We start from the raw sequence: 26,164 nt of genomic DNA on the forward strand, positions 1-26,164 counted from the left end.
CACGCGCGGGTGGCGTCGCTGAAAGAGGGTGTCGCCGACGGAAACCACGGACCGGTGGTTTCACCGATGCCCCGGCCACCCCAGCGGGATCCGTACGCATCGCCCGACCGGCCGAAGGCTCCGGCCGAGGGGAAGATGAGCGGGCGGGACGGGAGAAAGTGCGGCATTTCGGTGACAGCAAGCGCTTGGTGACCTACCTTGAGTCCTGACCGTCAAGGAGTGCCGATGCGGAATCAGGGGCTTGGGTCTTGGCCGGCACGCAGGGCGCGGATGACGCCCGCCCGGCCCGCGATCGGTTACCCGGGAATCGACCGCACCTACGGCGATCTGTACGACCGGGTCACCCGGCTCGCTCACGCGCTCGCGGGCCTGGACGTGGGCCGCGGCGACCGGATCGCCTACCTCGGGCCCAACCACCCGTCCCTGGTGGAGACGTTCCTCGCCGCGGGCCTGCTCGGCGCGGTGTTCGTCCCGCTCAACGCCCGGCTCGCCCCGCCCGAGCTGCGGTTCGTCCTGGACGACTCCGGCGCCCGGGTCGTCGTCCTCGGCGGCGGCCATGACGGCGGCGGCCACGACGGCGGCGGGCTGCCCGGCCGCCACCTGAGCCAGGACGCCGTCGAGGAGCTGATCGCCGCCGCGCCCGCCGAACCCGTGGACGAGCCGGTGAGCCAGGACGACCTCTGCCTGATCATGTACACCTCGGGCACCACGGGCCGCCCCAAAGGCGCGATGCTCACCCACGGCAACCTCATCTGGAACACCGTGAACCTGCTGGTCGACGTGCCGCTCGCGCACGACGAGGTGACGCTGGTCAGCGCGCCGCTGTTCCACATCGCGGCCCTGGCCCAGACGCTCGTGCCGACCGTGCTCAAGGGCGGCAGGGCGCTGCTGGAGCCGTCGTTCGAGGTGGACAGGACGTTCGACCTGATCGAGTCCGAACGGGTGACGGTGATGTTCGGGGTGCCGTCGATGTTCACGGCCCTCGCGCGGTCGCCGCGCTGGGCGAGCGCCGACCTGTCCAGCCTGCGGCACCTGCTGTGCGGGGGAGCGCCGGTGCCCGAGCCGCTGATCAGGACGTACCGGGCGCGCGGGCTGACGTTCCTTCAGGGGTACGGCATGACGGAGACCTCGCCCGGCGCGCTCTTCCTCGGGGCGGGGCACCCGGACGCCAAGCTCGGCTCGGCCGGGGTGTCGTGCTTCTTCTCCGACGTGCGGCTGGTGGCCCCCGACGGCTCGCCCGCCGCCCCCGGCGAGCCCGGCGAGGTGTACGTGCAGGGTCCCAACGTCATGCCCGGCTACTGGCGGCGTCCGAAGGAGACCGCGAAGGTGCTGTCCGCCGACGGCTGGTTCAGGTCGGGCGACATCGGCGTGGCCGACCAGGACGGGTACGTCCGCATCTCCGACCGGATCAGCGACATGTACATCTCCGGGGGTGAGAACGTCTACCCGGCCGAGATCGAGAACCTGCTGTACGCCCATCCGGCGGTGGCCGAGTGCGCGGTGATCGGCGTACCGGACGAGAAGTGGGGGGAGACCGGCAAGGCGCTGGTCGTGCTGCGGTCGGGCGCGAGCGCGGAGTCCGAGGAACTGCTCGCCCACCTGGACGGCCGCCTGGCCCGCTTCAAGATCCCGAAATATCTGGAGTTCGTCCCCGAGCTGCCGAGGAACGGCGCCGGCAAGCTGCTCAAGGCGTCCCTCAGAAGCCTGTACGGGGAGCCGCGGAGCTGACCCGGGCGGGATCAGCCGATCGCGGGCAGGCGCAGGTCGGCGAAGACGCCGCGATGGTCGGTGCCGGGCACGTCGAGGATCTCCGTACGGGCCACGCCCACCCGCCGGTCGGCCAGGACGTGGTCGATCGTGATGATCGGCGGCATCGCCCGGCCGTTGGGCCAGGTCGGGACGAGCCCCTTGCCCACCTGGTCGGCCGCGTCGACGTAACCGCGGGCCAGCAGGTCGCGGAAGGCGCGGTGGTCGAGGCTGGCGTTGAAGTCACCGGCCAGCACCCTGATCACCGACGGCGACGGGGACGGCAGCGCCTTGAGCGAGGCGTTCCACTGGTCCACCATCGGGCCGAGCGGCGGGTTGGGGTGCACGGCCACGACCTCGACCTTGCCGCCCGCGGGCAGGGACAGCGTGGCGGCCGGCATGTTGTGGCCGATCGGGGTGAACAGCCCCCTCAGCGGCCTGAGCGGGTGCTTGGCGAACAGGCCGCTGCCGATCGCGCCGTCCGCGGCCTGGAGCACCCGGTACGGGAGCAGCTTGCGCAGCCCCGCCTGGTCGAGCCGCCGGACCGCTTCCGGCGTCAGCTCCAGCGCGCTGAACACCTCGATCTCGTACGTGCGCACCAGGCGGACCACGGTCTCGGCGTCGGCCCGGCCGAACAGGTTGACCGACAGCACCCGCAGCGGGACGCCGTCGGTCACCTTGCCCGCCTCCACCCCGGACGTCCTCGGGATCAGGCACGCCACCAGCACCACGCCCACGAGCGCCGCGCAGAGCCCCGCCGGACGGTTGCGCCTGAGCACCGACAGCAGCGCGGTCAGGGCGGCCAGCCCCGCGCCGATCGGCGTCACCGTCATGAGCTGGGTCAGGAAGGAGCCGGTCTCCAGGCCGCCGACCCGCAGCGCCGCCCAGGCCGCCAGCAGCGCGACCACCGTCCAGGCGAACCAGCGTCTGCGCCGCCGGGGTGCCGGACGCTCGTCGGCGGATGCGCGTTCGGCCGTCGCGCTCGCAACCCGTTGATCCACAGCTTGAACCCTATGGCAGCGGCGGAGGAGGTGAACCGGGTCAGCTCACCGACTCGGCCCCGGCCTTGACGGCGAGGAGTTGCCTGCGCATCGTGACGAAGTCCCCGACGTCCGTCATCGCGACGTGGGCGGCGCCGCGTACGGTGGGCTCGCCGCGCGTCCGGAGCCGGTAGATCAGCCGGGTGCCGCCGCCGGTGTCGCGGAGCGCGATGGAGCAGGTCGTGGTGGCGTCCGCGCCGCGGTCGGCCAGTACCAGGCTGTGCGGGGGTTCGGCCCGCTCGACGACGAAGCCGCCGCCGTCCATGACGTCGCCCGGCTTGAGGTCCTGGAGCGGCCCGCCGGGTTCGCCGGCGGCTCCGGCACGCGTGCCCGGACGCGGGTAGCCGCCGAGTCGGACCACCCAGGCCCAGACCACGGCGGGCGGCGCGTCCACGGTGACGGCGCGGGTGGCCTGGAGCTGGGGGAGCGGCACGATGTCGTCACCCGGCAGGTCCTCGTGCACCTCGCTGTCGGTGGCGCCCCAGCGCAGGTGCCAGGGGCGTACGGCGAGCAGGTACCCGGCCGCCGCACCCGCGGCCAGCCGGAACAGACGGCGTGGCAGGAACATCGCAGCACTCCTTCGTGTCGCTGACAGAACGTGTTGCCGGAGGGACTTCTCGCTGATCGACGCCCGGAATTTCGGCGCTATATGCCTGAATTATGAACCAATATGGCTAGATCTGGTCGGCTTTCCATATCGTCAGGTCATATGTCTCCGCTATCGGTCGCCATGCCTGCGCGAATTGCGCCTTCGCCGTCTGCGCGTCCTCCGATCTGCTGAGACCTCGCCGGTAATCCCGGTCGCCGGAGACCGGGCCGGTGCAGCCGCCCGCCAGATGGCGCCGGGCCCAGGACAGGAAGGCGTTGTCGGCGTCGTAGGAGGCGTCGAGCGCGGTGATGAGCGTCTGCTTCAGCGCCGCGCCCTCGGGCAGGGCCGTCACCTCCAGCGTCCGGGCGGCGGCGAGCTGGTCGCGGCGGCTCGCGGTGATCTCCTCGATCGTGGTCACGGCGGCCCGGCGGCAACCGGTCGCGTCGGCGATCGCCGCCGACAGGCTGGAACGGGTGGAGCTGCTGCTGGACAGGAGCTCGTCCACCTGTCCGGCCTGCCCGGCCGCCGTTCCGGCCCCGTCCGCAGTCGGGTCCCCGCTCGCCGTCGGGTCCCCGCTCGCGGCCGGATCTCCGGTGGCGGTGGCGTCCCCGGTCGCGGGGTCCCCGGCCGTCGGGCCCTCGGTCGTCTGGGCCGACGTCTGCGACTGCGCGGTGGAGGACCCGCCGTCCGGGCCCCGGCCCGCCTCGGCCGGTGAGGACGGGCGGCTCCCGGCCAACCACCACACCAACGCCGTCGTCGCGCACGCCGCCGCCACGCTGACCAGCACCACCGGCCGCCGCCACCCGGGCGCACGCAGCCGCGAGGGCGGCGGCGGATGCTCGTCCCCGAGCGCCCCCTGCACAGCTCCGCCGAACGCCCCACCCTGAGACGATCGCCCACCCGGCACGGCCCCACTGGCTCCCGCGGGCCCGACAGACGATGTGCCTGTGCCGGAGTGTGCGGAGGGCAGGGCGCCCCCTGTCATGGGATCGGTGGGCGGGAAGCCGGCGCCCGCTCGGCCGGTCGGCGGGAAGCCGCCATAGGAGGGACCCGCGCCCGCGCTGCCCGTGTTGGAGGGGGCGGCGCTTGAAGGGGCGGGGGGCGCGGGGCTGGCGCACGAGGGGGTGGTGGGGGCGGAGGGGAAGGGGGCAGCGGCGGTGGGATCGGAGGGGGTGGGTGGGGGGACGGGGAGGAGGGCGCCGCAGCGGGGGCACTGGGTCAGGGTGCCGGTGTCGCTGCCGCATCGCCCGCACCGCCCTCCCGCGCCTGAATGGTGAACCAATACACCCTCCCGTAATGCTCCGTAAAGGGATGAATTTCGATTTATCGGGCCCTTGTCCTGAGCTTCACTTCCGATGAACGAGACTATTTGATAACAACGAGCCCCCCAAAGCGCTCACCCCTCATAAGCTCGGCCGGGTCCACCGACGAAGGAGGGTCATGGCCGTCGGCAGCTCCGGTGCCACCGGCTCGACGCGGGACACGGCGGCCCACCCGGGCGTGCCCCGCATGAGCAACGTCACCCGCTACCTCAGCGCCGCCGCCTACCTGGACAGCGGGTTCCGCGACCGGGTCCTGGGGGAGCTGATGTTCGACCCCTACCGCGCGGTCCCCCCGTCCTACGGCGGCTTCGACCTCATCCCGGTGATCCACCACTGCCGTCGCTCGCGCTCGATGCTCGTCGTCCGCGACGCGCTCATCACCGTGTTCTTCGTCGTCGGGTTCCTGATCTCGCCGCTGAACGTGATCGCGTGGGTGGCGACGCTCGTCCCGCTGGTGCTGCTCACCTCGGGGCGGGTCCGGCGCGGCTCGGTGGTGCTGCGGGCCATGTTGTGGTTCTGGGCCGCGAACATGGCCTTCTTCCTGCTGTTCGCGGTGTTCTTCAGCAGCCTGTACCCGCTGCTGCTGCAGGGGCTCTCCGGGTCCTCGTTCTACGACGAGGGCCCCTCCTACGACCTCGCCGACGTCCTGGGCCACAACGCGGGGACGCTGGCGCTGGCGATGGCCGTGCCCTTCACCACGCTCGGGGTGGCGCTGGTCTACCGGATCGCGACGTACATGACCCTGGCCGGCACGCTGCGGCCGGGCGCGCCCGAGCCGGTCACCGGCGCGGCCGGCCCCCGTGCCGCCCATCGCATCGACTACGTGCGCAGCGCCCAGTGGGGCAACGTCACCATGTACGCCAACGAGGACGCCTTCATGGGCGCCGGGTCCATCGCCCGGAGCTGGTCGATCGCCGTCGAGCTCGACCGCGTACGAGGCCGCGAGGGCCCGCCGCGCCGCCAGGACGACCCGGTCGACCTCGACCCCGTCGAGCTGCACGCCTTCGTCCGCGAGCGGCTCAAGGACATGCGCGACCGCGTCCTGCGCCCGAACGAGGGCATCCAGCGCCTCGACATCGGCGACCACGTCGTCACCCGGGGGATCTTCACCGTGGCCGACTGGCACCAGGGCGGCGCCCAGGTGTCCCATCCGCTGATCGGCAAGAACGGCCTGCCCAGGTCCCACGCCACGCCCGAGGAGATCGAGGCCGTCGTCCGCCATCCGCAGGGCGGTGTGCGCTACTACCAGCGCGTCACGATCAACAACGCCGGGCAGGAGATCCGCGACCGCAACGGCCGGCTCGTCGCGCCCGCCGAGGACCAGGAGGCGCTGACCTCCGCGTTCATCTACCTGGCCGTCGAGGGCCGGATGCTCTACACCCAGTTCGTGGTCACCGTGCTCCCGCCCGCCCACGGTCCGTACCACGTGGTCGACCGGCTGCCCACGATGACCGGCGGGCGCATCGCCTGGGAGGCGGTCAGGTCGCTGAAGCTGCGGCTGCTGCGCGATGTGCTGGCCGCCCCCGCGCGGCTGGTTCGTACGGGCACGCAGGCCGTACGGCAGAACATGCTCGCGCCCGACCCGCGCAAGCACATCGTCTACCCCTACGGCGCCCGCTTCAGCGTCCGCGAGCTGGGGGCGAGCGACGACCTGCAGACCCACATCCAGGTGCTCGACGTCTCCAAGTACGTGCGGATGATCGAGCAGCGGCTCACCGAGGCCGTCCTCGACTTCCTGGAGGACCGTGGCGTGGAGACCGGCGCCTACCGGCTGCAGGCGGCGAGCGTGACCATGAACACGCTGTCGGTCAGCGGCGGCGCCACGGTCAACGGCCCGGTCGCCTTCGGGCACCAGGCCGCGGCGACGGTCAACAACCTGGGAGGGCAGGGCGCGTGACGAACGAGGAGACCCCCATGCACGGCTCGTACGGCGTGCACATCAGCGGCGGCGAGGTCAGCGGCCCGATCGCGGTGGGCCCGCACTCCCGCGCGACGGTCAACAACCTGGGCGGCACGCCCCCGGTCGAGGCCGCCCGGCTCCTCGACCGGCTGGAACGGCTGCTCGCCGAGCACGAGGCGGACGTCACCGAGCCCGCGCGGGCCCGCCGGGACGTGGCCGACGTGCGGCAGGAGATCGAGCAGGCCGACCCCGACCGCTCCCGCGTCATGGACGCGCTCAAGCGGCTGTCGGCCCGCGCGGCCGAGGTGTCGGTGATCGTGGAGGTCGTCGGCCAGATCCGCGAGCTCTTCGCCTAATGGGAGACCCCGGCGGCGGGGCCCGTGGTCAGCGGAAGACCGCGACCGCGGCCTCGCCGAGCATGTCGTCGATCAGCTCCACGACCTCCCCGACGACGGAGGAGTGCTCGCGCGCGATCTCCCGCAGCCGTTCGATGAGCCGGGCCGACGGCTGGTCGAGGTAGAGCTCGGCCTCCAGCCGCAGCGCCCCCACCAGCCCGCACAGCGCGGCGCCGCGCCCGTCGGGCTGCTTCCAGCCCTCCACGGCCGAGCGCACCCCGGCCGAGGCGCGCACCACCGAGGCGATGTCGGCGAGCTGGTACCGCGTGTACGGCAGCATGCCCATGCGCCGCCTGGTCACGATGACGAGCACGCCCGAGGCGACCAGGCTCTGCCGGGTGCGGTCGTAGGCGTCCTCGGCCAGCTTCTTGATCCAGAACCTGGCGTCACGCTCGGCCCGGTCACGGGCCAGCATCGGGACGAGAGAGTCCACGACGGCGTCGCCGACCGGGGTGGGGTCGGTGACGGTGATCCGGCCCTGCCCGACCGTGACGCGCTCGCTCAGCGCCAGGTCGAGCAGCACCGCCCCGGCCAGCCCGAGCGCCATCGAGTGCTGGTGCACCAGGGGCTTGCCGGACTGGTCGTGGCCGATGAGGAACAGCTCCTGGTGGAGCGGTGGCCGCTTCACGGTGACCGGATGCCGGTCAGGCCGGCCTTCTCGTCGTCGTCCAGCGTCGGACGGCGGCCCCGGACGTACAGGACGCCGAGGACGACGGCGCCGACGGCGAGCCAGATCAGCCCCACCCGCTGGGCCAGGATGTTGGCGTTGACGATCACGAAGATCAGGATCGCCATGCCGATCAGCGGCATCACCAGGTGCGACCAGAAGTCGGACGAGCGCCCGCGCACCCGGTAGTGGACGATCACCGACAGGTGCAGCACGACGAACGCGATCAGGCCGCCCATGTTGACCAGGCTGCTCAGCAGGGTGACGCCGGCGCCGTCCTTGAGCTGCGCCGCCCACACGCCGATGCCGACGGACAGGCCCGAGACGAGCAGGATGGCGTTGGCCGGCACCGAGTGCTTGATCGACACCTTGGCGAGGAAGGAGGGCAGTTGCCGGTCGCGGGCCATGGCGTACAGCAGGCGGGAGACGGCGACCTGGGCCACCAGCGTGTCGGCGAAGCCCCAGGAGATCGCGGTGGCGGTCGAGGTGACGTGCCGCAGCCACTCGCCGCCCGCGGAGGCGGCGGCGTCGTAGAAGGCGGTCTCCGAGCCGCTCTTCAGCAGGCCCGCCGGGTCGGGCACCAGCAGGGCCGCCACCCAGACCTGGGCGACGAACAGCAGGCCGGCCAGGACCAGCGCGAGCCGCATGGCCCGGCCCACCTGGGCGGAACCGCCGGTGGACTCCTCGACGAGCATGCTGATGCCGTCGAAGCCGAGGAAGGACAGCACCGCGACGGAGACCGCGGCGAAGATCACCGGCCAGGAGAAGGTGTCCGGGTTGAACAGCGGAGAGAGGCTGAACCCGCGGCCCTCGCCCTGGAGCAGGGCCCAGATCCCGATCAGCACGAACAGGCCGAGCACGATCAGCTCACAGGTGATCAGCACCTTGGTCAGCTTGATCGTCATCCGGATGCCGCGCAGGTTGATCACGGTGTTGACGGCCACGAAGATGATCAGCCAGCCCCAGACCGGCACCCCCGGCACGCTGGTGTGCATGGCGATCGAGGCGACGAGGTAGAGCAGGCTCGGCACCAGGAGGTAGTCGAGCAGGATCGCCCAGCCGGTCATGAAGCCGACCGGCGGGGCGATGCCGCGCCCCGCGTAGTTGTAGACCGACCCCGACAGCGGGAACGCCTTGACCATCTGCGTGTAGGAGGCCGCGGTGAACAACATCGCCACCATGCCCACCAGGTACGCCAGGACGGGCATGCCGCCCGACACCTTGAACACCGGGCCGAAGATCGCGAACGGCGCGATCGGCACCATGAAGATCAGGCCGTAGAACACGAGGTCGGTCAGCCCGACCCCGCGGCGTAATTCCTGACGGTAGCCGAACTGCTCGACGTTCTCCTGAGGTTGCACGACAGCCTCTCCATGTCGTCATGCGCGCACGCGGGGGAGTGACGGGCCTCGGTATACGCATGGGGTTACGGATACCGGTGGGGCTCGATCTGGCGATCCTTCCGTAGCCCATGGTCACGTCGCAAGGGTCTGCTCCAGGTGCTTGCGTACCTGACCTCGCCGAGGGCCCGTCCGCCCGGTCGGTGGCGCCGCCTCAGCAGGCGCCGACGTCCTTCCAGACTCCCCACTCGCCGGTGGTGCCGGGCTCCTGGCCCTGCGTCCACCACTTGGCCTCCCACGTGTGGGCCTTGTGCGAGACGCGCTGGCCGCCGGTGTAGACGGCCGTCGCGCTCCAGGCGGGCGCGGTGCAGGCGCCGCCGGTCGGGGTGACGGTCGGGCTGACGGTCGGCGTTGGGCTCGGGCTGGGCGTGACGCCGCCGCGCGCCAGGTCCTGGACCAGCCCGTACGTCCTGCCGCCGAAGGTCAGCGTGTAGTTCGCCTGGCCGGGGACGGGCAGGTAGTACACGTAGTCGAGGGTCACCGACGCCCCGGGGGCGAGCGACTGCCAGGAAACTTTCTTAATAGTTCACCGGGAGGCCGTCGCCGTTCCTCATGGACGCGTTCGGCGCGGCACCTCGGTCCGCCACCTGGGCGGCTACCTGGGCCAGGTCAGGCGCCTGCGCGAACGGCTGCTGCGCCGGATCGCCGGGGCGGGGGAGGCCGAGCCGGTCAGGTTCGGGCACCAGCGGCGGTCATGACCCGGTCCTGCGCAGGATGAGCAGGGCGATGTCGTCGCGCGGGGCGCCGTGGGTGAAGGCGTTCAGGTCGGCGGCCAGGGCCTCGACGGTCCTGGCCGGCGGGTCGCGGGCCCAGGAACGCAGCCGCTGCTCCAGCGGGTAGAAGGAGCCGTCGCGGTCGCGGGCCTCGGTGACGCCGTCGGTGCACAGCAGCAGCGAGGCCCCCCGCGGGAAGGCGAAACGCGCGCCGTGGCGGGGCTCGCCCGCCAGCGCCGCCAGGCCGAGCGGCACCTCGGGCTCGCCGAGCCAGAGCTGCCCGGCGTTCCCGCCGTGGATCAGGTACGGCGCGATGTGCCCGCAGTTGACCGCGTCCACCTCCAGCTCCGGGCCGATGTCCAGCAGGAGCGCGGTGACGAAGCGCTCGGGCTCGCCGGTGTGCACGGCGAACCTGTTGTGCCTGATCACCGCGTCCTCCAGGGCGTCGGCCACGCCCATGAGGCTGATCTCGCGGTAGGCCGCCTCCCGGAAGGCGCCCAGCACGGCCAGCGCGGCGCCGATCGCGGGCAGCCCCTTGCCCTGCACGTCGGCGATCATGACCCGGGTCCCGTACGGCGACGGCGCCACCTCGTACATGTCGCCGCCCACCATCGTGTCCTCCTCGATGGGCTGGTAGAGGCCGTCCACGACGACGTCGAGCGAGCGCAGCGGCAGCGGCCTGACGAGCTGCCGCTGCAACGCCGCGGCCGCCGAGCGCAGCCGGCGCACCTCCTCCTCGCGCTGGATCCGGTAGCTCGCCCCGACCACGCTCATCAGCCCGAACGCCGCGGTGAAGCCGGAGACCTCCAGGTTCGTCCGCACGTTGCCCCCCAGATAGGCGACCGAGCCCGACACCACCAGCAGCACCCACAACGACGCGATCGCCGTCTGCCACACCGTGCCGAGCCCCGAGACGATCGCCGGCAGGAAGATCAGCACCGGCACGAGCTCCGCGCCCCCGCCGGTGAACCGGTCCAGCCCGACCACCAGCACCGTGATCCCGATCAGGCCGACCACGAACACCGGCGTCGTGAAGAAGGGCCGCCTGAGCCCGCCACCCCAGAGAATCGTCGTTCACCCCCGGTGACCAGCTTCTCCCAAGGCGTCCACGTTCGGTCCTGCGGCGCGCCGGACACGGCGAAGGGCCGGCCCCGAAACCCGGGACCGGCCCTGACGTGCGAACTTATCCCAGGCCGTTCTTCATGGCCGTGAGGAGTTCGGCGTTGGTGGTGTCACCGCTGAGCTCCCAGAAGAACGCGCCGCCGAGGCCCTGGTTCTTCGAGTAGCTCATCTTGCCGCCGATCGTGCTCGGCGTGTCGTAGCTCCACCACTGGTTGCCGCAGTAGGCGTAGGCCGTGCCCGCGACCGTGCCGGTGGACGGGCAGCGGGTCTTGATGACCTTGTAGTCCTCGATGCCCTGCTCGTACGTGCCGGGCGCCGGGCCCGTCGCCGTGCCGCCGGGCGCGGCCTGGGTCACGCCGGTCCAGCCGCGGCCGTAGAAGCCGATGCCGAGCAGCAGCTTGCTCGCCGGGACGCCCTTGCTCTTGAGCTTCTGGATGGCGTTGTCGGTGTAGAAGCCGGGGATCGGGATCTTGTCCCAGGTGGTGAGCGGCGAGTGCGGGGCGGTCGGGCCCTGCGCGTCCCAGCCGCCGAAGAAGTCGTACGTCATGACGTTGTACCAGTCGACGTACTGGGCGGCGCCGCCGTAGTCGGCCGCGTCGATCTTGCCGCCGTCGTTGCCGTCGGCGGTGATGGCCGCGGTGACCAGGTTGTTCGCGCCGAAGCGCGAGCGCAGCGCCGACATGACGTTCTTGAACGCCGCCGCGCCGCTGGTGTCACAGGTCAGGCCGCAGGCGTTCGGGTACTCCCAGTCGATGTCGATGCCGTCGAAGACGTCGGCCCAGCGGGGGTCCTCCACCAGCTTGTAGCAGGAGTCGGCGAAGGCCGTCGGGTTCTGCGCCGCCTGGCCGAAGCCGCCGGACCAGGTCCAGCCGCCGAAGGAGAAGAGCACCTTCAGGTTGGGGTACTTCTTCTTGAGCTTGCGCAACTGGTTGAAGCTGCCGCGCAGCGCGCCGTTGTCCCAGGTGTCGGCGACGCCGTCCACGCTCTCGCCCGCCTGGTAGAAGCGGTCGTAGTCGGCGTAGCTGTCGCCGATCGTGCACTGCCCGTTCTGCACGTTGCCGAACGCGTAGTTGATGTGGGTCAGCTTGGCCGCCGAGCCGCTGGTGTCGATGTTCTTGACGTGGTAGCCGCGCTGGTAGACGCCCCACTGGACGAAGTAGCCCAGCACCTTGTTGCCGCCGCCACCGCCGCCGCCCGTGGTGGTCGCGGTGATCTGGTTGCTGTCGGACGAGCGGTTGCCGGCGGCGTCACGCGCGCGCACGGTGTAGCTGTAGGCGGTGTTGGCGCTGAGGCCGGTGTCGGTGTGCGAGGTGCCCGTGACGGTGGTGACGAGGGTGCCGCCGCGGTAGACCTCGTAGCCGGTGACGGCCACGTTGTCGGTGGAGGCGTTCCAGGCCAGCGAGACGCTGTTGTTGCTGACGCCGGTCGAGCGCAGGTTGCCGGGCACCGAGGGCGGGGTCTTGTCGTCGCCGCCACCGCCGCCCGTGGTGGTCGCGCTGATCTGGTTGCTGTTGGCCGAGCGGTTGCCGGCCGCGTCACGCGCGCGCACGGTGTAGCTGTAGGCCGTGCCGGCGGTCAGGCCCGTGTCGTTGTACGTGGTGCCCGTGACGGTGGTGACGAGGGTGCCGCCGCGGTAGACCTCGTAGCCGGTGACGGCCACGTTGTCGGTGGAGGCGTCCCAGGCCAGGGCCACGCTCGTGTTCGTGACGCCGGTCGAGCGCAGGTTGCCCGGCACCGACGGCGCGGTGGTGTCGCCGCCGCCGCCGGAGACCTTCCACAGCGCCGCCACGTTCGGCGGCTCCCAGCCGGGCTGGGAGGTGTGCGCCTGGACGCAGACGTAGTCAACGCCGTTGTAGGTGACGACCGTGCCCGCCGTGTAGGCGGTCCACGGGGCCCAGGCCGCCGCGAAGGCCACCGTGCCGGCGGAGGCGATCGGTGGGGCGGCCACGGCCGCGGTCAGGGGCAGGGCCAGTGCCGCCACTCCTGCCAGGACCTTGCTCAGGATGGTGTGTTTCATGTCGCTCCGACATCCGTTTGGGGGGTGTGTGGGGAGTGGGATGGGAGACTTCTGGAGAAACTATTAGGAAAGTTTCCTTTAAGTTATGAATCGACGGTAACCGCTGCCTGGTGGAGCGTCAATACGTATCGGTCAGGCGTCCGTAATCGTGCCGGTCAGACCCGGGGCGCGCCCGTTCACGAGGGGATAACGGTTCAGGAACGGGGGCTGACGGCGGGCTGAGTCGTGGCCCAGCATTGGAGCGTGGCAGGAATCTCCGCCTGGCGGCGGACGCCCACGCGACGCGGGCCGTACGTGGTCCGCGCGGTCGCGGAGTTACGGTCCTGGCCGTCGCTGAACGTCAGCGGCACCGGGCGACAGATCGCCTTCGCCGTACACGGAACCGAGATCCTGCGCCTGGCGGGCCGGGACGAGATCCACGTACGGCTCACCGCCCCCGCCATCGGCCGCCTGGAGCCCCATCTGCGGGCGTGCGACCAGGTCCACGCCTGCCGCGACCGCGCCTGGGTCGCCGTGCAGGTCGACGCCGAGCCCGATCTGGAATTGTTGCTGGCCCTCACGAGCGTGGCGATAAAGGCGCACGTGGCCTGAAACGTTTCTTCGCGGTGCGTAGCGTTTCTCCTACGCACCGTCGAAACAATGGCTTCCATTTGCCTGGGAATTACTCACCGGGTAGCTTGGTTGTACACAGCCGAACGGGGAGTCGTCCCAGGTAGGGATGTCATTGCCAGGGAATTACCCTGGCGGGACCCGTGTTGTACAGAGTCGATGCGGATACACCGCGTCCGGGCGTCGCACATATACCTTCAGGCCCTTTCCTGGGCCCGGGAAGACGATGCGTCAGCCCTTTGCCTGACCATAGACCGCTGAATCCGCCTGTGCGCGGAACCGGGGACCCATGCGTCCATTGGGGTGAATCGGCACCACGGTGCCGTAGGGCAGCTTCCCGCCCGAACCCGTCAGCTAACCCGGCAAGCGGCACGGAAGCACAAGGAGTAATCCCTCATGGCCAAGCACCGTCTTCACCGTGCCTGCAAGCTCGACCTCGCCAAGATCGCCATCGGCGCGACCGCCGTCGTCGGCGTGCTCGGCACGCACGCGGCAGTGAACGCCGACGCCACCCACGCCACCGCCCACACCGCCGCCCAGACCGCCAAGGTCGCCGGTGTGGCCGTCGCCCAGCCGAACGTCGCTCGGTCGGACGTCGCCCAGCCGCAGGTCGCCACCGTCGGCTACAAGAACGCCGCCGGCGAGAGCGCCAAGGGCAAGGTGAACGTCACCGCCGCCCAGGTCCTGGCCGCCGCCCGCGCCCAGGTCGGCACCTCCGAGGACGCCAACGGCGGCGGCACCAAGTTCCAGAAGTGGTACGCCGACTCGCAGCGCGCCGCCGAGACCGCCGCGCGTGACGGCGGCAACCGGGCCATGTACCTGAACGCCCCCTGGTGCTCGATGTTCGTCTCCTGGGTCGGTGAGCAGACCGGCGCCCGCCCGCAGGTCGGCTGGGACGCCTACACCGTCTCCCACGCCAAGTGGTTCGCCGCCAACGGCCGCTGGGGCGCCGAGGCCAAGCCCGGAGCCGTGGTGTTCTTCTCCTGGAGCGGCAGCAAGAGCCTGAGCGGCATCCAGCACGTCGGGTTCGTCGTCAAGGACAACGGCGACGGCACGATCTCCACGATCGAGGGCAACACCGGCAACGGCAAGGTCGAGGAGCGCGTCCGCCCGACCTCCCAGGTCGTCGGCTACGGCTACCCGTCGTACGCCGCCTGATCTCCCTCTCGCGAAGAGCGCACTCCCTGCGGGGGGTGCGCTCTTTCGTGTGTGTGCCGGTCGACCAGGGTGGCGGCGGCGTGGGCGGCCGAGCGGGCCGCGCCCGTGTCCTCGGAGATCATCGCGGTCACGGTGGCGCCGTCGATCAGGGTGAGCAACTGCTCGGCGAGCAGGCCGGGATCCCCGGCGCCCGCCTTCTCGGCGAGCGAGCGCAGGTAGGCGCGCAGGCGCTCCTTGTGCTCGCGCACCGCCGTACGGACGGCGGCCGAACCGGCGCCCAGTTCGGCGAAGGCGTTGGCGAATCCGCAGCCGCGGAAGTCGTCCTCGGCGAACCAGCGTTCCAGCCACTCGAAGACCGCCGGGATGCGGTCGCCGGCGTCGGCCACGTACGTGGTGAGCGAGGACGTCCAGCGCTCGTCGCGCCGCCGCAGATAGGCCACGACCAGCGCCTCCTTCGACGGGAAGCACTGGTAGAGCCGCTTCAGCGAGACCCCGGACGCGGCCCGGATCTCGTCCATGCCGACCGCCTGCACGCCGCGGCGGTAGAACAGGTCGCCCGCGGCGTCCAGCAGCCGCTGCTCGTGATCCATGACACCCCTCCAGGTGCTTGCGGCGGAGAACGCTCGTTCTCTAGGCTAGCGCACACCTTCGGGAGAACGCCCGTTCTCTCGGTATGAGAGGACATCGCATGACACGCCCGCCTGTTCCGCCGTTCACCGAGGAGACCGCCCGGATCAAGGTCCAGGCCGCCGAGGACGCCTGGAACACCCGCGACCCCGACCGCGTCGCGCTCGCGTACACCGAGGACTCCGTGTGGCGCAACCGCGGCGAGTTCGTCACCGGCCGCGCCGAGATCGCCGCGTTCCTGCGCCGCAAGTGGGCCCGCGAGCTGGACTACGCCCTGCGCAAGGAGCTCTGGGCGTTCACCGGCGACCGCATCGCCGTCCGCTTCCAGTACGAGTCCCGCGACGCCGCCGGCCAGTGGTGGCGCAGCTACGGCAACGAGCAGTGGGAGTTCGACGGGTCCGGCCTGATGCGCAGGCGGGAGGCCAGCATCAACGACGTCCCCATCAGGGAGGACGAGCGTCGCGTCCTCGGCTCCCGCCCGCTGTCCGAGCACGGCGTGGACGTCCTCGGCGTCCGGTGACCCACGGCCCCGGTCCACGGCGGCGACGAGACCGACCACCTGACCGTCGAATGGCCGGTGACCGGTCGAACCCGCCGAAGGCACCGGCGGACGGCCCTACGCGGCACGTTCCGGCGGCTCGCTGTGGTGCCGGATCCCTGACCGTCCGCCGCGCGGACCCCGGCCCCGGCCGCCCGATGGCGCGGCGCGGTCCGCGAGGTCATGGCCCTCGCCCTGGCCTGTGGGCACACCCCGGCCGCCATGTCCCGCGACGGCTGGTACCACCTGGCGCCGCCCCCGGCAGGTGACACCCGCGCGGAGATCACCGGGGTAAGGTCGAGGGGCCGATCGTAGGAGGTCTGACATGGCGGTTCTGCTGCTGGGCACCCTCGACACCAAGGGGGAGGAGTACGCCCTCGTCCGCGACCTGATCATCCGGGCCGGGCAGGACGTCGTCCTCATGGACACCGGGGTGATGGGCGCCGCCGCGCTGGCCGCCGACGTCCCGGCCGAGGCCGTCGCGCGGGCCGCGGGCACCGACCTCGACCGGCTCAGGAGCGCGGGCGACCGCGGCGCCGCGCTCGCGGCGATGGCGGCCGGAGCCACGGCCCTCGCCAAGGACCTGCACGCCCGCGGCGGCCTGAGCGGCGTGCTCGCGCTCGGCGGCAGCGGCGGCTCGTCCATCGCCGCCGCGGTCATGCGGGCGCTGCCCGTCGGCCTGCCCAAACTGCTGGTGTCGACCATGGTCAGCGGCGACGTGTCCGCCTATGTCGGGGAGACCGACGTGACGCTCATGTACAGCGTCGTCGACGTCGCGGGCGTCAACTCCATCTCCCGCCGCATCCTGGCCAACGCCGCCGCCGCGATCAGCGCGATGGCCGCCTCGTACGACGCCGGCGCCGAGCCGTCCGGCCAGGACAAACCGCTGGTCGCGGCCACGATGTTCGGCGTCACCACGCCCGCCGTGAACGCCGCGCGGGCCCGGCTGGAGTCCCTGGGCTACGAGGTGCTGGTCTTCCACGCCACCGGCTCGGGCGGACGCGCCATGGAGGCGCTGGCGGCGGGCGGCCACTTCGCCGGGGTGCTCGACCTGACCACCACCGAGCTGGCCGACGAACTCGTCGGCGGCGTCCTGTCGGCCGGCCCCGACCGCCTGACCGCGGCGGGGAACGCCGGCGTCCCGCAGGTCGTCAGCCTGGGCGCGGTGGACATGGTCAACTTCGGCCCGATGGAGACCGTGCCGGAACGCTTCAGGTCACGGCAGCTCCTGGTCCACAACCCGACCGTGACGCTCATGCGCACCACCACCGCCGAGAACGCCGAGATCGGCCGGGCGATCGGCGAGCGGCTGGCCCGCGCCTCCGGGCCGGTCACGCTGTTCGTGCCGCGCGGCGGCGTCTCGGCCGTCGACGTCGAGGGCGGCCCGTTCCACGACCCGCAGGCCGACGCGGCCTGCTTCGACGCCGTGCTCGCGGCCGTCGCGGGCAGCCCCGTCGAGGTCGTGCAGAGCGACCAGGACATCAACAGCGCGGAGTTCGCCGTGGCGGCCGCCGACCGGCTGCACCAACTGATCGAGAAGGGGGCCTGATGCGTCGCGACGAGGCACTACGGAGGCTGCGCGCCCAGCGGGAGGCGGGCCGGCTGATCATCGGCGGCGGCGCCGGCACCGGGTTGTCCGCCAAGGCCGCCGAGGCGGGCGGGGTCGATCTGCTCATCATCTACAACTCCGGGCGGTTCCGGATGGCCGGCCGCGGCTCGCTCGCCGGCCTGATGCCGTACGGCGACGCCAACGCGATCGTCGTGGAGATGGCGGGCGAGGTCCTGCCGGTCGTCAGGGACACGCCGGTGCTGGCCGGGGTGTGCGGGACCGACCCGTTCCGGCTGATGCCGCACTTCCTCGACGAGCTGAAGCGCGTGGGGTTCACCGGCGTCCAGAACTTCCCGACGGTCGGCCTGATCGACGGCGTCTTCCGGGCGAACCTGGAGGAGACCGGCATGGGCTTCGACCTGGAAGTCGAGATGATCAAGCTCGCCGCCGAGCGCGACCTGCTCACCGCCCCCTACGTGTTCACCCCCGAGCAGGCCACGGCCATGGCGCGGGCGGGCGCCGACGTCCTCGTCCCGCACATGGGCCTGACCACCAAGGGCAGCATCGGCGCCGTCACCGCGATCAGCCTCGACGAGGCGGCCGTACGGATCCAGGAGATGCGCGACGCCGCCGTCGCCGTGAACCCCGACATCATCGTCCTGTGCCACGGCGGCCCCATCGCCGAGCCCGACGACGTACGCCACATCCTGGACAGGACGGTCGGCATCGCCGGGTTCTTCGGCGCGTCCTCGATGGAACGCCTGCCCGCCGAGCGGGCCATCGCCGAGCAGGTCCGCGACTTCAAGCAGCTATGACCGGGAGGAACCCGCCATGCACCGACCACCGGACGCCCTTCCCACGATGGTCTTCGACTGGGGGTCCATCAAATGGCACGTGACGCCCGACGCCGTGCCGGGCGCCTCCTCCACGTTCGGCGAGGTCATCATCAACCCGAACAAGGGCCACGAACGCCACCTCCACCCTGACTCCGACGAGGTCCTCTACGTCGTCGAGGGCGAGGGACGGCAGACCGTCGGCGACGACCCGGAGTTCCCGGTCAGGGCCGGTGAGGCGATCTACATCCCGAAGGGCACGCTGCACTCCACGTTCAACACCGGGTGGCGGCCACTGCGGATCATCGCGACGTACATGCCGGGCGGGGCCGAGCTGGCACTCCGCGAACTTCCCGGCTTCGTGGAACTCGCCCCCGGCACCCACCCCACCTGGGCGGCTGTCACGTCGTGAGCCCGAAGGCCGGCGCGCAGGGTGTGGCCGGCCGACCGCCGCGAAAGCGCCCGAGAGTGTGGTCGGCCCGCTCGGGTCGCGGGCGACGATCAGCTCCTGCCCCGGCAACGACACCGCGACCCGTCACGATCCCGCGCCACCGCCCGGTCGCGCCGATCGTCGGGCCGGGACCCAGGGGGCACGGCGGCCTCGCGCGGTTGGTCCACTCCTTGTGGCCGGCGATCGGGCAGGCGCAGGGGCGGCCGGTCGTGTTGATCGTTATCGCCCGGTCTGTCGGTGGCCTCCGATAGATTTCCGGGACTGTTGATCAAGCCCATTCGGAAGTGGCTGTCGGCGTGAGCATGCCGTCGGACTGGAGGTCGAGATCTTGGACGCGGACGAAACCGCGTGGGAGCAGCGCAGCGTCGTGCGGGTGGTGCCGCCGGTCCAGCCGCGCAAGCTGGCGAAGGTGCCCTTCGTCGAGCTGGCTGACGGCAGGTTGCAGGGGGTCGTGTCGAGCGGGTCCGACATCGAGCGGGTCTACGTCTCGTCGATCGCCGCCGGCACCCACGACCTGAGTTGCAGCACCAACAACAACCGCCCGTGCGGCGCGCTGCACGGCTACGCGTGCAAGCACATCCGCATGCTGGCCGACGAGGCCGTGCTGCAGTACGGCCTCGACCGGGTGGCCCGCTACCTGCGCGTGGAGGTGCCCGAGGGCACCCATCTGATGAGCGCGCTGAACGGGAGCCCCCAGCGCACCCCGGCGGCCGTGGTGTTCAGCCGGTTCCTGCGCCACCTGGCCTACCTGGAGGTGCCGGACAGCACCGAGCCGCTGGCCGAGTTGCACTGGTTCCCGGCGATGGGGGAGGTGCGGTGATGCTCGACGTACAGCTCGGGGAGCTGGTCGCCGACGGGCCGGCCGGGGTGGAGGAGGCGCTCGCGCTCGCCGCGGGGTTCGACGGCGCGCTCGGGCACGGGTTCGCGAGGGTCGCCGAGGAGCCGGCGGCGGCGCTGGCGGCGCTGGCGGGCGCGCTCGCGGGCTCCCCGCTCGGCGACCGGCTGGGTGAGGCGGCCGAGAAGGTGACCGCGGGGTCGGTCGCCGACGAGCATCTGGCGGCGCTGGCCGGAGGGCGTGCCGCGCTGTTCGGCGCGGCGCACGACGCCCTGCTCGCCCGCCTCGACCAGGCTCTGGGCCGCAGCCGCGCCTCCTGGCCCCCGGCCACCGCCACGGACGCCGGCACAGGGGCGGTGTCCGGAAGTGGTGTGCCGGAGAATTTGCTGGCCGGGTGCCGGGTCTGGTTGCGGGAGCTGGCGATCACCGGTTGGCGGGGCGTCGACGACGATCTCGTCTCCGGCGGCGACCAGGTGATCGAGGCGCTGCTCGCGGTGCCGGAGCTGCGCGGGCTCGCCGTCCTGCTCGACGGGCTGGCGGCCGAGCTGCGGGCCTCGTCCCCGGTGGCGACCATGGAGAGGGTGCCGGTCAGGCGGTGGGCCGATCTGTGGACGCGCGGGCTGCTGCTCGCCCAGTCCGGCCCGTGGCACGGCGAGCCCGAGCCGGTGTCGGGGCGGCTGCTGATCCTCGGCGCCGACGTGCACGAGCACGCCACGGTCGTCCGCGTGCAGGTGCACGGCGTCCTGGAGGAGGCCGGCGGGCAGACGCGGCTGGTGCGTACGAGCGTCGCGGCGGCCAAGGTCGACACCATCGTGGGGCCGTCGGTGTGGCGGCTGTTCGGCGGCCGGCCCGTGCTCATGGGCGCGCTGGCCGAGCACCGGTCCGTGGAGATCGACGGCATGCCGCTGCTGCCCGGCGGCGACCTGCTGTGGCACGACGACCGCGCCCGTACGGGGGCCGAGGCCGACCCGTTCACCACCGCGCGGGTGCAGCTCGCGGGCGCGTCGGCCCCGGCCACGCCGCCGCTCGACCGCCATCCCGTGCGCATCGCCGAGCCGGTGCTGGTCGAGGGGTACACGGTCGACGGGCAGGCCCTCGACCTGGGCGGCAACAAGCTCACCCTCGACCTCGACCGGCTCCCGACGAGCTGTCCGCTCACGCCGGAGCTGGTGGCCGCGTCCTCGGCGTGCATCGGGCTGGTGCGCCGCGACGGCGGCAGGTGGCTGCTGCAGCCGCTCGCCGTCCAGGCCACGGTCAAGAAGAAGCCGGTCACCGTGCACAACGGCGACTGGGCGACGGGCCCGACCGACCCCAAGGTCGTCAAGGCCGAGGCCAAGGCCGGTGACGTGGTCGCCGTGCTGCGCGAACGGGCAGGACGGCTGCTGCGGAAATGACCGACTCGACCACGAGCGCCGACGAGACCCGGCGCCAAGTGTTGTACTGGCGGCTCATGTCGCGGCTGTTCTCGGCCGACGAGCAGCCCGCGCTGGAGACGGCCGGCATGGGCATCGTCGGCGACCTGGAGCTGCCGCCCGCGCTGCTCGACCCCGGCGTGTCGGTGGACACGCTCGTCCAGCGCTTCCCCGAGCTGGGCGCCGAGCTCCAGGACCTGATGGCCGACAAGGAGCACGAGGAGGGCGGCGAGGTGCGCCGCGCCGCACTGGTCTCCAAGCTGCTGCTCAACGTGTTCTCCACCGGCACGGGCGACGTCACGGCGGGCGACCTGGCCCGCTGGAAGCAGGACGCCGGCTGGTTCGAGAAGGGCATGGGCTGCGAGACCGGCGGCCTCAGGAACGGGCCGGGCAACGAAGAGCTGGCCGCCGTGCTCGCCATGATCGAGGGCGACCTCGTCAAGCGCATGCGCCTGCGCGAGGTGCTGGCGGACCCGGCCCTGGCAAGGCAGCTCACACCCAGCATGTCGCTCATCGAGCAGCTGCTGCGCGACAAGTCCAACCTGTCGGGCGTCGCGCTGGCCAACGCCAAGGCGCTCATCCGCAGGTTCGTGGACGAGGTCGCCGAGGTGCTGCGCACGCAGGTGGAGAAGACGAGCGTGGGCGTCATCGACCGGTCGGTGCCGCCGAAGCGGGTCTTCCGCAACCTCGACATCGAGCGCACGATCTGGAAGAACCTCACCAACTGGAGCCCCGAGGACCAGCGGCTCTACGTCGACCGGCTCTACTACCGGCAGACGGCCCGCCGCACCACCCCGGCCCGGCTGATCGTGGTCGTCGACCAGTCGGGCTCGATGGTCGACGCGATGGTCAACTGCACCATCCTGGCCTCGATCTTCGCCGGCCTGCCCAAGGTCGACGTGCACCTCGTCGCGTACGACACCCGGGCGCTCGACCTGACGCCGTGGGTGCACGACCCGTTCGAGGTGCTGCTGCGCACGACGCTCGGCGGCGGCACCGACGGCACGGCCGCGATGGCCCTGGCCAGGCCGAAGATCGCCGATCCGCGCAACACCGTGATGGTGTGGATCTCCGACTTCTACGACAACCGCTCGCTGATCAACGACTTCGGGTCGATCCACCGGTCGGGGGTCAAGTTCATCCCCGTCGGCTCGGTCAACAGCTCCGGCCACCAGAGCGTCGATCCGTGGTACCGCCAGAAACTCAAGGACCTGGGCACCCCCGTGCTCTCCGGCCATGTCCGCAAGCTCGTCTTCGAGCTCAAGAACTTCCTCACCTAGGAGAACCCCCGACCATGAGTGACATGCTGCGCGCCCCCGCAGAGGTCAAGTACGCCGAAGAGCTCGACTGGCTGGAGTCGGTCGACGACGGTCCCAAGCCGTTCTCGTGGCGGCTCAGCCCGCGCATGATCCGCATCTTCATCCTCGGCTCCGAGCGCTCCGACGGGCTCGACCGCGAGATCCCGCAGAAGTGGTTCGGCGACCGCAGCTTCGTCGAACGCAGCATCGTGACCCTGGCCTCCGACCGCGGCCTGCTGCTGATCGGCGACCCGGGCACGGGCAAGAGCTGGCTGGCCGAGTTGCTGGCCGCGGCGATCTGCCGCAACTCCACGCTGGTCGTGCAGGGCACCGCGGGCACCACCGAAGACCACATCAAATACTCGTGGAACGTCTCGATGGTCATCGCCAAGGGCCAGTCGCGCGCGTCGATGATCCCCTCGCCGATCATGAACGCCATGGAGCAGGGCGTGATCGGCCGCTTCGAGGAGCTGACCCGCTCGACCAGCGACGTCCAGGACGCGCTGATCTCGATCCTGTCGGAGAAGTACGTCTCCATCCCCGAGCTCGACGACGACAACATCGTCTTCGCGCAGCCCGGCTTCTCGATCATCGCCACCGCCAACAGCCGCGACCGGGGCGTCAACGACCTGTCCTCCGCGCTCAAGCGCCGCTTCAACTTCGTCCGTATCCCGGTGGTGACGAACAAGAAGAGCGAGGCGGAGATCGTCCGCTTCCGTACCGAGGAGCTGCTGCGCAGGCACCAGATCGAGCTGGACCTGCCGCCCACGCTGCTGGACATCCTGCTGCAGAGCTTCGCCGACCTGCGGGCCGCGGCCGCCTCGGCGACCAGCGACGACGAGAAGCTGGAGTCCGCGCTGTCCACGGCCGAGCAGATCGGCGTTCTGGAGGACGCGATCCTGCACAGCCACTTCTTCGGCGACCGCACGCTGCGCCCCGGCACGCTCGCCGGCTCGCTGGTCGGCTCGCTGGCCCGGCGCAGCCCTGAAGACCTGGCCATCCTCAACAAGTACTGGCACGGCGTCGTCGAGCCGCGCAGCAAGAAGGACGGCGGCCCGTGGCAGGACTTCCTCGAGGGCGGCCGCCAGGCCATCTCCACCCTGTCATGAGCCTCTTCCAACCGCTGAAGGAGCAGCTCAGCGAGGCGGTCTCGGCCTTCGCGGGCGACGGCGCGTTGTCGTCCATCCTCACCGGCATGGTCGAGGACGTCGACCGGGCGCTGCGCGAGGAGATGGAGATCTTCCCGGTCTGTCACCATTCGCCGGCCTCGGCGTTGGCCATGGTGCGCCGCCTGCGGGAGAAGCAGCCGAAGGTCATCTACCTGGAGCTGTGCGAAGACCTGACGCCGCTGCTGACCGAGCTGCGCAACTGCCGGCTGCCGGTGGCGCTCCAGGCGTTCGCGACCGAGCTCGACGGCTTCCCCAAGGGGTCGGGGCCGCTGAGCGTGGTGGCCCCGATCACCGAGGCGTCGGCCGAGTACCAGGCCATCTCGTACGCGCTGGAGACCCCGGGCGTCGAGCTGGTGCTGGTCGACCGCTCGTCGGACCACGTCTTCCAATGGCTGCCGCAGGAGCGGGAGGAGCCGGCCAGACCGGGGGAGGAGGCCGGCCTGCACGGCGACGCCGTCGGCGTGGAGATCGGCGACCTGCGCCCCCGCTTCGCCGAGCTGGAGGAGCACCTGCTCCACCACGGCAAGGTGCGCCACTGGTCGGAGTGGTGGGACCAGTACGTCGAGCAGCCGCTCTCCGGCGCCGACTACGACACCTACCGCCAGGTCATGGTCCTCATCGGCAGCCTGTTCCGCCGGTTGCGCCCCGACGACGACCGGCTGGCCGGTGACGAGGAGCGCGAGCGCTACATGTGGACCAGGATGCGCGAGCACCTGTCCGCCTCGGGCGCCGACCCGGCCGACTGCCTGTACGTCTGCGGCGCCTTCCACGCCGCCAGCCGCGTCGAGCAGTTCGGCCTGGCCGCCACGGCCCCGTACGAGATCGGCCCGCGTACCGCGACCCGCTGGCTGTACGGGCTGATCCCCTCCAGCCACTCGGCCATCGAGGCGCAGTTCGGGCTGGCCCCGGGGTCGGTGTCGATCGCCGCCGCGACCTGGGCCAAGGCGGTGACGCGGAGCAAGCTGACCCCGTTCCAGCTCAGCGGGCAGAAGGGGGCCAGGAAACGGCCGGTCAAGCTGCCCGCTCCCGCCGCGCCGGCGCAGGTCACCGACCGGCTGACCGGGTTCCTGTCCAGGCCGCCCACGCTCGACGCGCTCGACGAGGCCGAGCTGCTGGGCTGGAGCGTGGACATCGTCCGGCTGGCCCGGCGCAACGGCTACCTCGCCAGCACCGCCGACGCCATCGCGGTGTTCGAGACGTCGATCCTGCTCGCCGGCATGCGCAACCGGGCCAGGCCCACGCCGTACGACTTCCAGGACGCGGCGGTCACGTGCATCGAGAAGGACGTCGTGCCGGGCCGGCGCGACGTGCGGCGCCTGTGCGAGATCCTGCTCGGCGGCGACCGCATCGGCTCGGTCGGCTACGACGCGCTGCCGCCGCTGGCCCAGAACGTCTACGACCGGCTGCGGCCGCTCGGCGTCGACTTCGACAAGCGCACGATCCAGCGGGCGCTGCTCGACCTGCACTCCGATCCGGAGCTGCGGCCCTGCTCCGACCTGCTGTGGATGCTGCGGTTCCTGCTGCCCGGCGACGCGGCCCGGCCGATCATGGGCGAGCGGCGGCTCGGCGAGCGGGCGATCCAGGAGAGCTGGGACCTCGCGCTCGGGCGCAACCAGCGGGCCATCATCGAGCTCGGCTACGAGGGCGTCACCATCGAGCAGGTGGTCGAACAGCGGCTGCGGCGCATGGTCTGGGAACCGGAGGCCACCGCCGCCGTGGCGCTGGCCGCCGTCGAGGACGCCATCCTCTACCTGGGCGGCGGGCGCATCGCCGACGAGCTGGGCGCGCGGGCGGTCGAGCTGCTCGCCGCCGAGCGCGGCGTCGACGACGCACCCGACGTGCTGCGCCGCATCCGCCGCCTGCTGGCCTACTACCGCACCGCCGAACCCACGCTGCCGGCGTGGTGCGAGGCGTTCGTGACCGAGGGGTACGCGCACTACTGCACCCTGCTCCCGACCGCGTTCGTCGACGACGACACCGGGGTGCGGCAGGTGTCGGCGATGCTCGGGTTCCTGTTCACGATGGAGGGGCTGGCGCTGGCGCTGGGATGCGACCGGGCGCAGCTGGAGATCGCGGTGCGGCAGTCGCATCCGGAGGCGCCGGCCAAGGTGGCGCTGCTGTGGGCCGCCCAGCACCTGCTGGGGCTGCTGCCGCTGGCCGAGCTGCGGTCGCGGTGCGACGAGCTGCTGGGCAACCCGCTGGTTATCCCGTCGTTCCCGCAGTACATCACCGGGTTCGTCCAGGCGATGGAGCCGGCTCCCGCGCTGGCCGGGTTCGTGGTGGAGGTGATCTCCAAGGCGTTCGGACGGCTGCCCGACCAGGTGCTGCTGCCGTGGCTGCCGAAGCTGATCACGACGCTGCGGGACCAGGCGGGGGAGCTGATGCCGGTCCTCGTACGGGAGGCCGGGCGTACGTTCCCGGGCAGCCTGACGGCGGTGGACGCCTGGACGCCGCCATGGGCCCGTACGGCGGCGCCCGCGCCGGCGGCGGCCCCGGCGGTCGCGTCCGGGCCGGTCGCCGAGCTGCTGGCGGGGCACCCGGCGGCCTGCGACGCGGTGGCCGGGCTGCTGGGCTGCGACGGCGGCTGGCAGCCGACCGCCTCCGCCCCTCAGCACCGAGAGGTCGAGACCCTGCTCACCGACCACCCTGCCACGGTCACCGCCTTGGCCACGCTGCTGTCCTGAGCAAGCCCCCTCGCCCTGAGCGAACCCGCACGCACCCGCTCAGGGCGAGGTCCCGCCCTGGCGGGTGCGGGCATTCGGGGCGGGCGTTCG

23 protein-coding genes and 1 riboswitch are annotated in these 26,164 nt (G+C 71.7%); of the genes, 14 read left to right on the forward strand and 9 right to left on the reverse strand.

The features are described 5' to 3' along the window. Nucleotides 1–270 precede the first annotated feature (270 nt). The gene (locus tag ACIHAD_RS22880; RefSeq protein WP_397356590.1) at nt 271–1,728 is read left to right on the forward strand and encodes a long-chain fatty acid--CoA ligase; all 1,458 of its coding nucleotides are present in this window, start codon (nt 271–273) and stop codon (nt 1,726–1,728) included. A gap of 11 nt (nt 1,729–1,739) precedes the next feature. Here the strand turns inward: ACIHAD_RS22880 and ACIHAD_RS22885 are convergent, their stop codons facing one another. From ACIHAD_RS22885 to ACIHAD_RS22895, 3 genes are all read right to left on the reverse strand, one after another. After that, nucleotides 1,740–2,747, reverse strand: a complete 1,008-nt coding sequence (locus ACIHAD_RS22885) for an endonuclease/exonuclease/phosphatase family protein (RefSeq protein ID WP_397356591.1) — start codon at nt 2,745–2,747, stop codon at nt 1,740–1,742. A gap of 40 nt (nt 2,748–2,787) precedes the next feature. Then, the gene (locus tag ACIHAD_RS22890) at nt 2,788–3,354 is read right to left on the reverse strand and encodes a hypothetical protein (protein ID WP_397356592.1); all 567 of its coding nucleotides are present in this window, start codon (nt 3,352–3,354) and stop codon (nt 2,788–2,790) included. 106 nt (nt 3,355–3,460) lie between these two features. Further along, complete coding sequence (locus ACIHAD_RS22895; protein WP_397356594.1) at nt 3,461–4,237, reverse strand: hypothetical protein; 777 nt, start codon at nt 4,235–4,237, stop codon at nt 3,461–3,463. Nucleotides 4,238–4,815: 578 nt separating this feature from the next. On the opposite strand from ACIHAD_RS22895, the gene ACIHAD_RS22900 reads away from it, so the two are divergent. Together ACIHAD_RS22900 and ACIHAD_RS22905 are read left to right on the forward strand one after the other, a co-directional pair. After that, nucleotides 4,816–6,594 carry a hypothetical protein gene (locus ACIHAD_RS22900; protein WP_397356595.1) on the forward strand — a complete coding sequence of 593 codons (1,779 nt, stop codon included), beginning with the start codon at nt 4,816–4,818 and terminating at the stop codon, nt 6,592–6,594. After that, complete coding sequence (locus tag ACIHAD_RS22905) at nt 6,591–6,953, forward strand: hypothetical protein (protein WP_397356596.1); 363 nt, start codon at nt 6,591–6,593, stop codon at nt 6,951–6,953. The genes ACIHAD_RS22900 and ACIHAD_RS22905 overlap by 4 nt, the downstream gene beginning before the upstream one ends. A gap of 28 nt (nt 6,954–6,981) precedes the next feature. Here the strand turns inward: ACIHAD_RS22905 and ACIHAD_RS22910 are convergent, their stop codons facing one another. From ACIHAD_RS22910 to ACIHAD_RS22930, 5 genes are all read right to left on the reverse strand, one after another. After that, nucleotides 6,982–7,620, reverse strand: a complete 639-nt coding sequence (locus ACIHAD_RS22910) for a GPP34 family phosphoprotein (RefSeq protein ID WP_397356598.1) — start codon at nt 7,618–7,620, stop codon at nt 6,982–6,984. Further along, nucleotides 7,617–9,020, reverse strand: a complete 1,404-nt coding sequence (locus tag ACIHAD_RS22915) for an APC family permease (protein WP_397356599.1) — start codon at nt 9,018–9,020, stop codon at nt 7,617–7,619. The genes ACIHAD_RS22910 and ACIHAD_RS22915 overlap by 4 nt, the downstream gene beginning before the upstream one ends. A gap of 193 nt (nt 9,021–9,213) precedes the next feature. Further along, on the reverse strand, nt 9,214–9,582 hold the full coding sequence (locus tag ACIHAD_RS22920) for a chitinase C-terminal domain-containing protein (RefSeq protein ID WP_397356773.1): 369 nt from the start codon (nt 9,580–9,582) through the stop codon (nt 9,214–9,216). 169 nt (nt 9,583–9,751) lie between these two features. Beyond that, entirely contained in the window at nt 9,752–10,795 is a 1,044-nt protein-coding gene (locus ACIHAD_RS22925) for a PP2C family protein-serine/threonine phosphatase (protein WP_397356600.1), read from the reverse strand. 160 nt (nt 10,796–10,955) lie between these two features. Then, nucleotides 10,956–12,911, reverse strand: a complete 1,956-nt coding sequence (locus ACIHAD_RS22930) for a glycosyl hydrolase family 18 protein (protein WP_397356601.1) — start codon at nt 12,909–12,911, stop codon at nt 10,956–10,958. Nucleotides 12,912–13,154: 243 nt separating this feature from the next. Between ACIHAD_RS22930 and ACIHAD_RS22935 the strand changes: the two genes are divergently transcribed. Next, entirely contained in the window at nt 13,155–13,502 is a 348-nt protein-coding gene (locus tag ACIHAD_RS22935) for a luciferase family protein (protein WP_397356602.1), read from the forward strand. A gap of 263 nt (nt 13,503–13,765) precedes the next feature. Next, nucleotides 13,766–13,903, forward strand: a riboswitch (cyclic di-AMP (ydaO/yuaA leader). A 13-nt stretch (nt 13,904–13,916) separates the two neighbouring features. Further along, nucleotides 13,917–14,678, forward strand: a complete 762-nt coding sequence (locus ACIHAD_RS22940; RefSeq protein ID WP_397356604.1) for a CHAP domain-containing protein — start codon at nt 13,917–13,919, stop codon at nt 14,676–14,678. Here ACIHAD_RS22940 and ACIHAD_RS22945 read toward each other — a convergent pair. After that, entirely contained in the window at nt 14,657–15,268 is a 612-nt protein-coding gene (locus ACIHAD_RS22945; RefSeq protein ID WP_397356605.1) for a TetR/AcrR family transcriptional regulator, read from the reverse strand. The genes ACIHAD_RS22940 and ACIHAD_RS22945 overlap by 22 nt on opposite strands. Nucleotides 15,269–15,366: 98 nt before the next feature. On the opposite strand from ACIHAD_RS22945, the gene ACIHAD_RS22950 reads away from it, so the two are divergent. The 9 genes from ACIHAD_RS22950 (at nt 15,367) to ACIHAD_RS22990 (ending at nt 26,074) form a co-directional block, all read left to right on the forward strand. Continuing rightward, nucleotides 15,367–15,825, forward strand: a complete 459-nt coding sequence (locus tag ACIHAD_RS22950) for a DUF1348 family protein (RefSeq protein ID WP_397356606.1) — start codon at nt 15,367–15,369, stop codon at nt 15,823–15,825. Between the two features lie 343 nt (nt 15,826–16,168). Next, nucleotides 16,169–17,392 (forward strand): Tm-1-like ATP-binding domain-containing protein, encoded by a 1,224-nt coding sequence (locus ACIHAD_RS22955; RefSeq protein ID WP_397356607.1) that lies wholly within the window; start codon nt 16,169–16,171, stop codon nt 17,390–17,392. Beyond that, nucleotides 17,392–18,207 (forward strand): phosphoenolpyruvate hydrolase family protein, encoded by an 816-nt coding sequence (locus ACIHAD_RS22960; RefSeq protein WP_397356608.1) that lies wholly within the window; start codon nt 17,392–17,394, stop codon nt 18,205–18,207. The genes ACIHAD_RS22955 and ACIHAD_RS22960 overlap by 1 nt, the downstream gene beginning before the upstream one ends. A gap of 16 nt (nt 18,208–18,223) precedes the next feature. After that, on the forward strand, nt 18,224–18,637 hold the full coding sequence (locus tag ACIHAD_RS22965) for a cupin domain-containing protein (RefSeq protein WP_397356609.1): 414 nt from the start codon (nt 18,224–18,226) through the stop codon (nt 18,635–18,637). 367 nt (nt 18,638–19,004) lie between these two features. Continuing rightward, nucleotides 19,005–19,496: a hypothetical protein gene (locus ACIHAD_RS22970; RefSeq protein WP_397356610.1), complete on the forward strand. Its 492-nt coding sequence runs from the start codon at nt 19,005–19,007 to the stop codon at nt 19,494–19,496. Next, entirely contained in the window at nt 19,496–20,905 is a 1,410-nt protein-coding gene (locus tag ACIHAD_RS22975; protein WP_397356611.1) for a hypothetical protein, read from the forward strand. The genes ACIHAD_RS22970 and ACIHAD_RS22975 overlap by 1 nt, the downstream gene beginning before the upstream one ends. Continuing rightward, nucleotides 20,902–22,203: a VWA domain-containing protein gene (locus ACIHAD_RS22980; RefSeq protein ID WP_397356612.1), complete on the forward strand. Its 1,302-nt coding sequence runs from the start codon at nt 20,902–20,904 to the stop codon at nt 22,201–22,203. Before ACIHAD_RS22975 ends, ACIHAD_RS22980 begins: the two co-directional genes overlap by 4 nt. 14 nt (nt 22,204–22,217) lie before the next feature. Continuing rightward, nucleotides 22,218–23,330, forward strand: coding sequence for an AAA family ATPase (locus ACIHAD_RS22985; protein WP_397356613.1), 1,113 nt, complete (start codon nt 22,218–22,220; stop codon nt 23,328–23,330). Then, on the forward strand, nt 23,327–26,074 hold the full coding sequence (locus tag ACIHAD_RS22990) for a DUF5682 family protein (protein WP_397356614.1): 2,748 nt from the start codon (nt 23,327–23,329) through the stop codon (nt 26,072–26,074). The genes ACIHAD_RS22985 and ACIHAD_RS22990 overlap by 4 nt, the downstream gene beginning before the upstream one ends. Nucleotides 26,075–26,164 lie beyond the last annotated feature (90 nt).

Source organism: Nonomuraea sp. NPDC052265 (genome assembly GCF_044547985.1).
Taxonomy (GTDB): Bacteria; Actinomycetota; Actinomycetes; order Streptosporangiales; family Streptosporangiaceae; genus Nonomuraea.

What these genes read in the sequence shown, in the direction of transcription:
- ACIHAD_RS22880 (WP_397356590.1), top strand. Translation starts at nt 271, where the DNA reads ATGACGCCCGCCCGGCCCGCGATCGGTTACCCGGGAATCGACCGCACC.
- ACIHAD_RS22890 (WP_397356592.1), bottom strand. Translation starts at nt 3,354, where the DNA reads ATGTTCCTGCCACGCCGTCTGTTCCGGCTGGCCGCGGGTGCGGCGGCC.
- ACIHAD_RS22900 (WP_397356595.1), top strand. Translation starts at nt 4,816, where the DNA reads ATGGCCGTCGGCAGCTCCGGTGCCACCGGCTCGACGCGGGACACGGCG.
- ACIHAD_RS22930 (WP_397356601.1), bottom strand. Translation starts at nt 12,911, where the DNA reads ATGAAACACACCATCCTGAGCAAGGTCCTGGCAGGAGTGGCGGCACTG.
- ACIHAD_RS22940 (WP_397356604.1), top strand. Translation starts at nt 13,917, where the DNA reads ATGGCCAAGCACCGTCTTCACCGTGCCTGCAAGCTCGACCTCGCCAAG.
- ACIHAD_RS22945 (WP_397356605.1), bottom strand. Translation starts at nt 15,268, where the DNA reads ATGGATCACGAGCAGCGGCTGCTGGACGCCGCGGGCGACCTGTTCTAC.
- ACIHAD_RS22950 (WP_397356606.1), top strand. Translation starts at nt 15,367, where the DNA reads ATGACACGCCCGCCTGTTCCGCCGTTCACCGAGGAGACCGCCCGGATC.
- ACIHAD_RS22955 (WP_397356607.1), top strand. Translation starts at nt 16,169, where the DNA reads ATGGCGGTTCTGCTGCTGGGCACCCTCGACACCAAGGGGGAGGAGTAC.
- ACIHAD_RS22960 (WP_397356608.1), top strand. Translation starts at nt 17,392, where the DNA reads ATGCGTCGCGACGAGGCACTACGGAGGCTGCGCGCCCAGCGGGAGGCG.
- ACIHAD_RS22965 (WP_397356609.1), top strand. Translation starts at nt 18,224, where the DNA reads ATGCACCGACCACCGGACGCCCTTCCCACGATGGTCTTCGACTGGGGG.
- ACIHAD_RS22975 (WP_397356611.1), top strand. Translation starts at nt 19,496, where the DNA reads ATGCTCGACGTACAGCTCGGGGAGCTGGTCGCCGACGGGCCGGCCGGG.
- ACIHAD_RS22980 (WP_397356612.1), top strand. Translation starts at nt 20,902, where the DNA reads ATGACCGACTCGACCACGAGCGCCGACGAGACCCGGCGCCAAGTGTTG.
- ACIHAD_RS22985 (WP_397356613.1), top strand. Translation starts at nt 22,218, where the DNA reads ATGAGTGACATGCTGCGCGCCCCCGCAGAGGTCAAGTACGCCGAAGAG.
- ACIHAD_RS22990 (WP_397356614.1), top strand. Translation starts at nt 23,327, where the DNA reads ATGAGCCTCTTCCAACCGCTGAAGGAGCAGCTCAGCGAGGCGGTCTCG.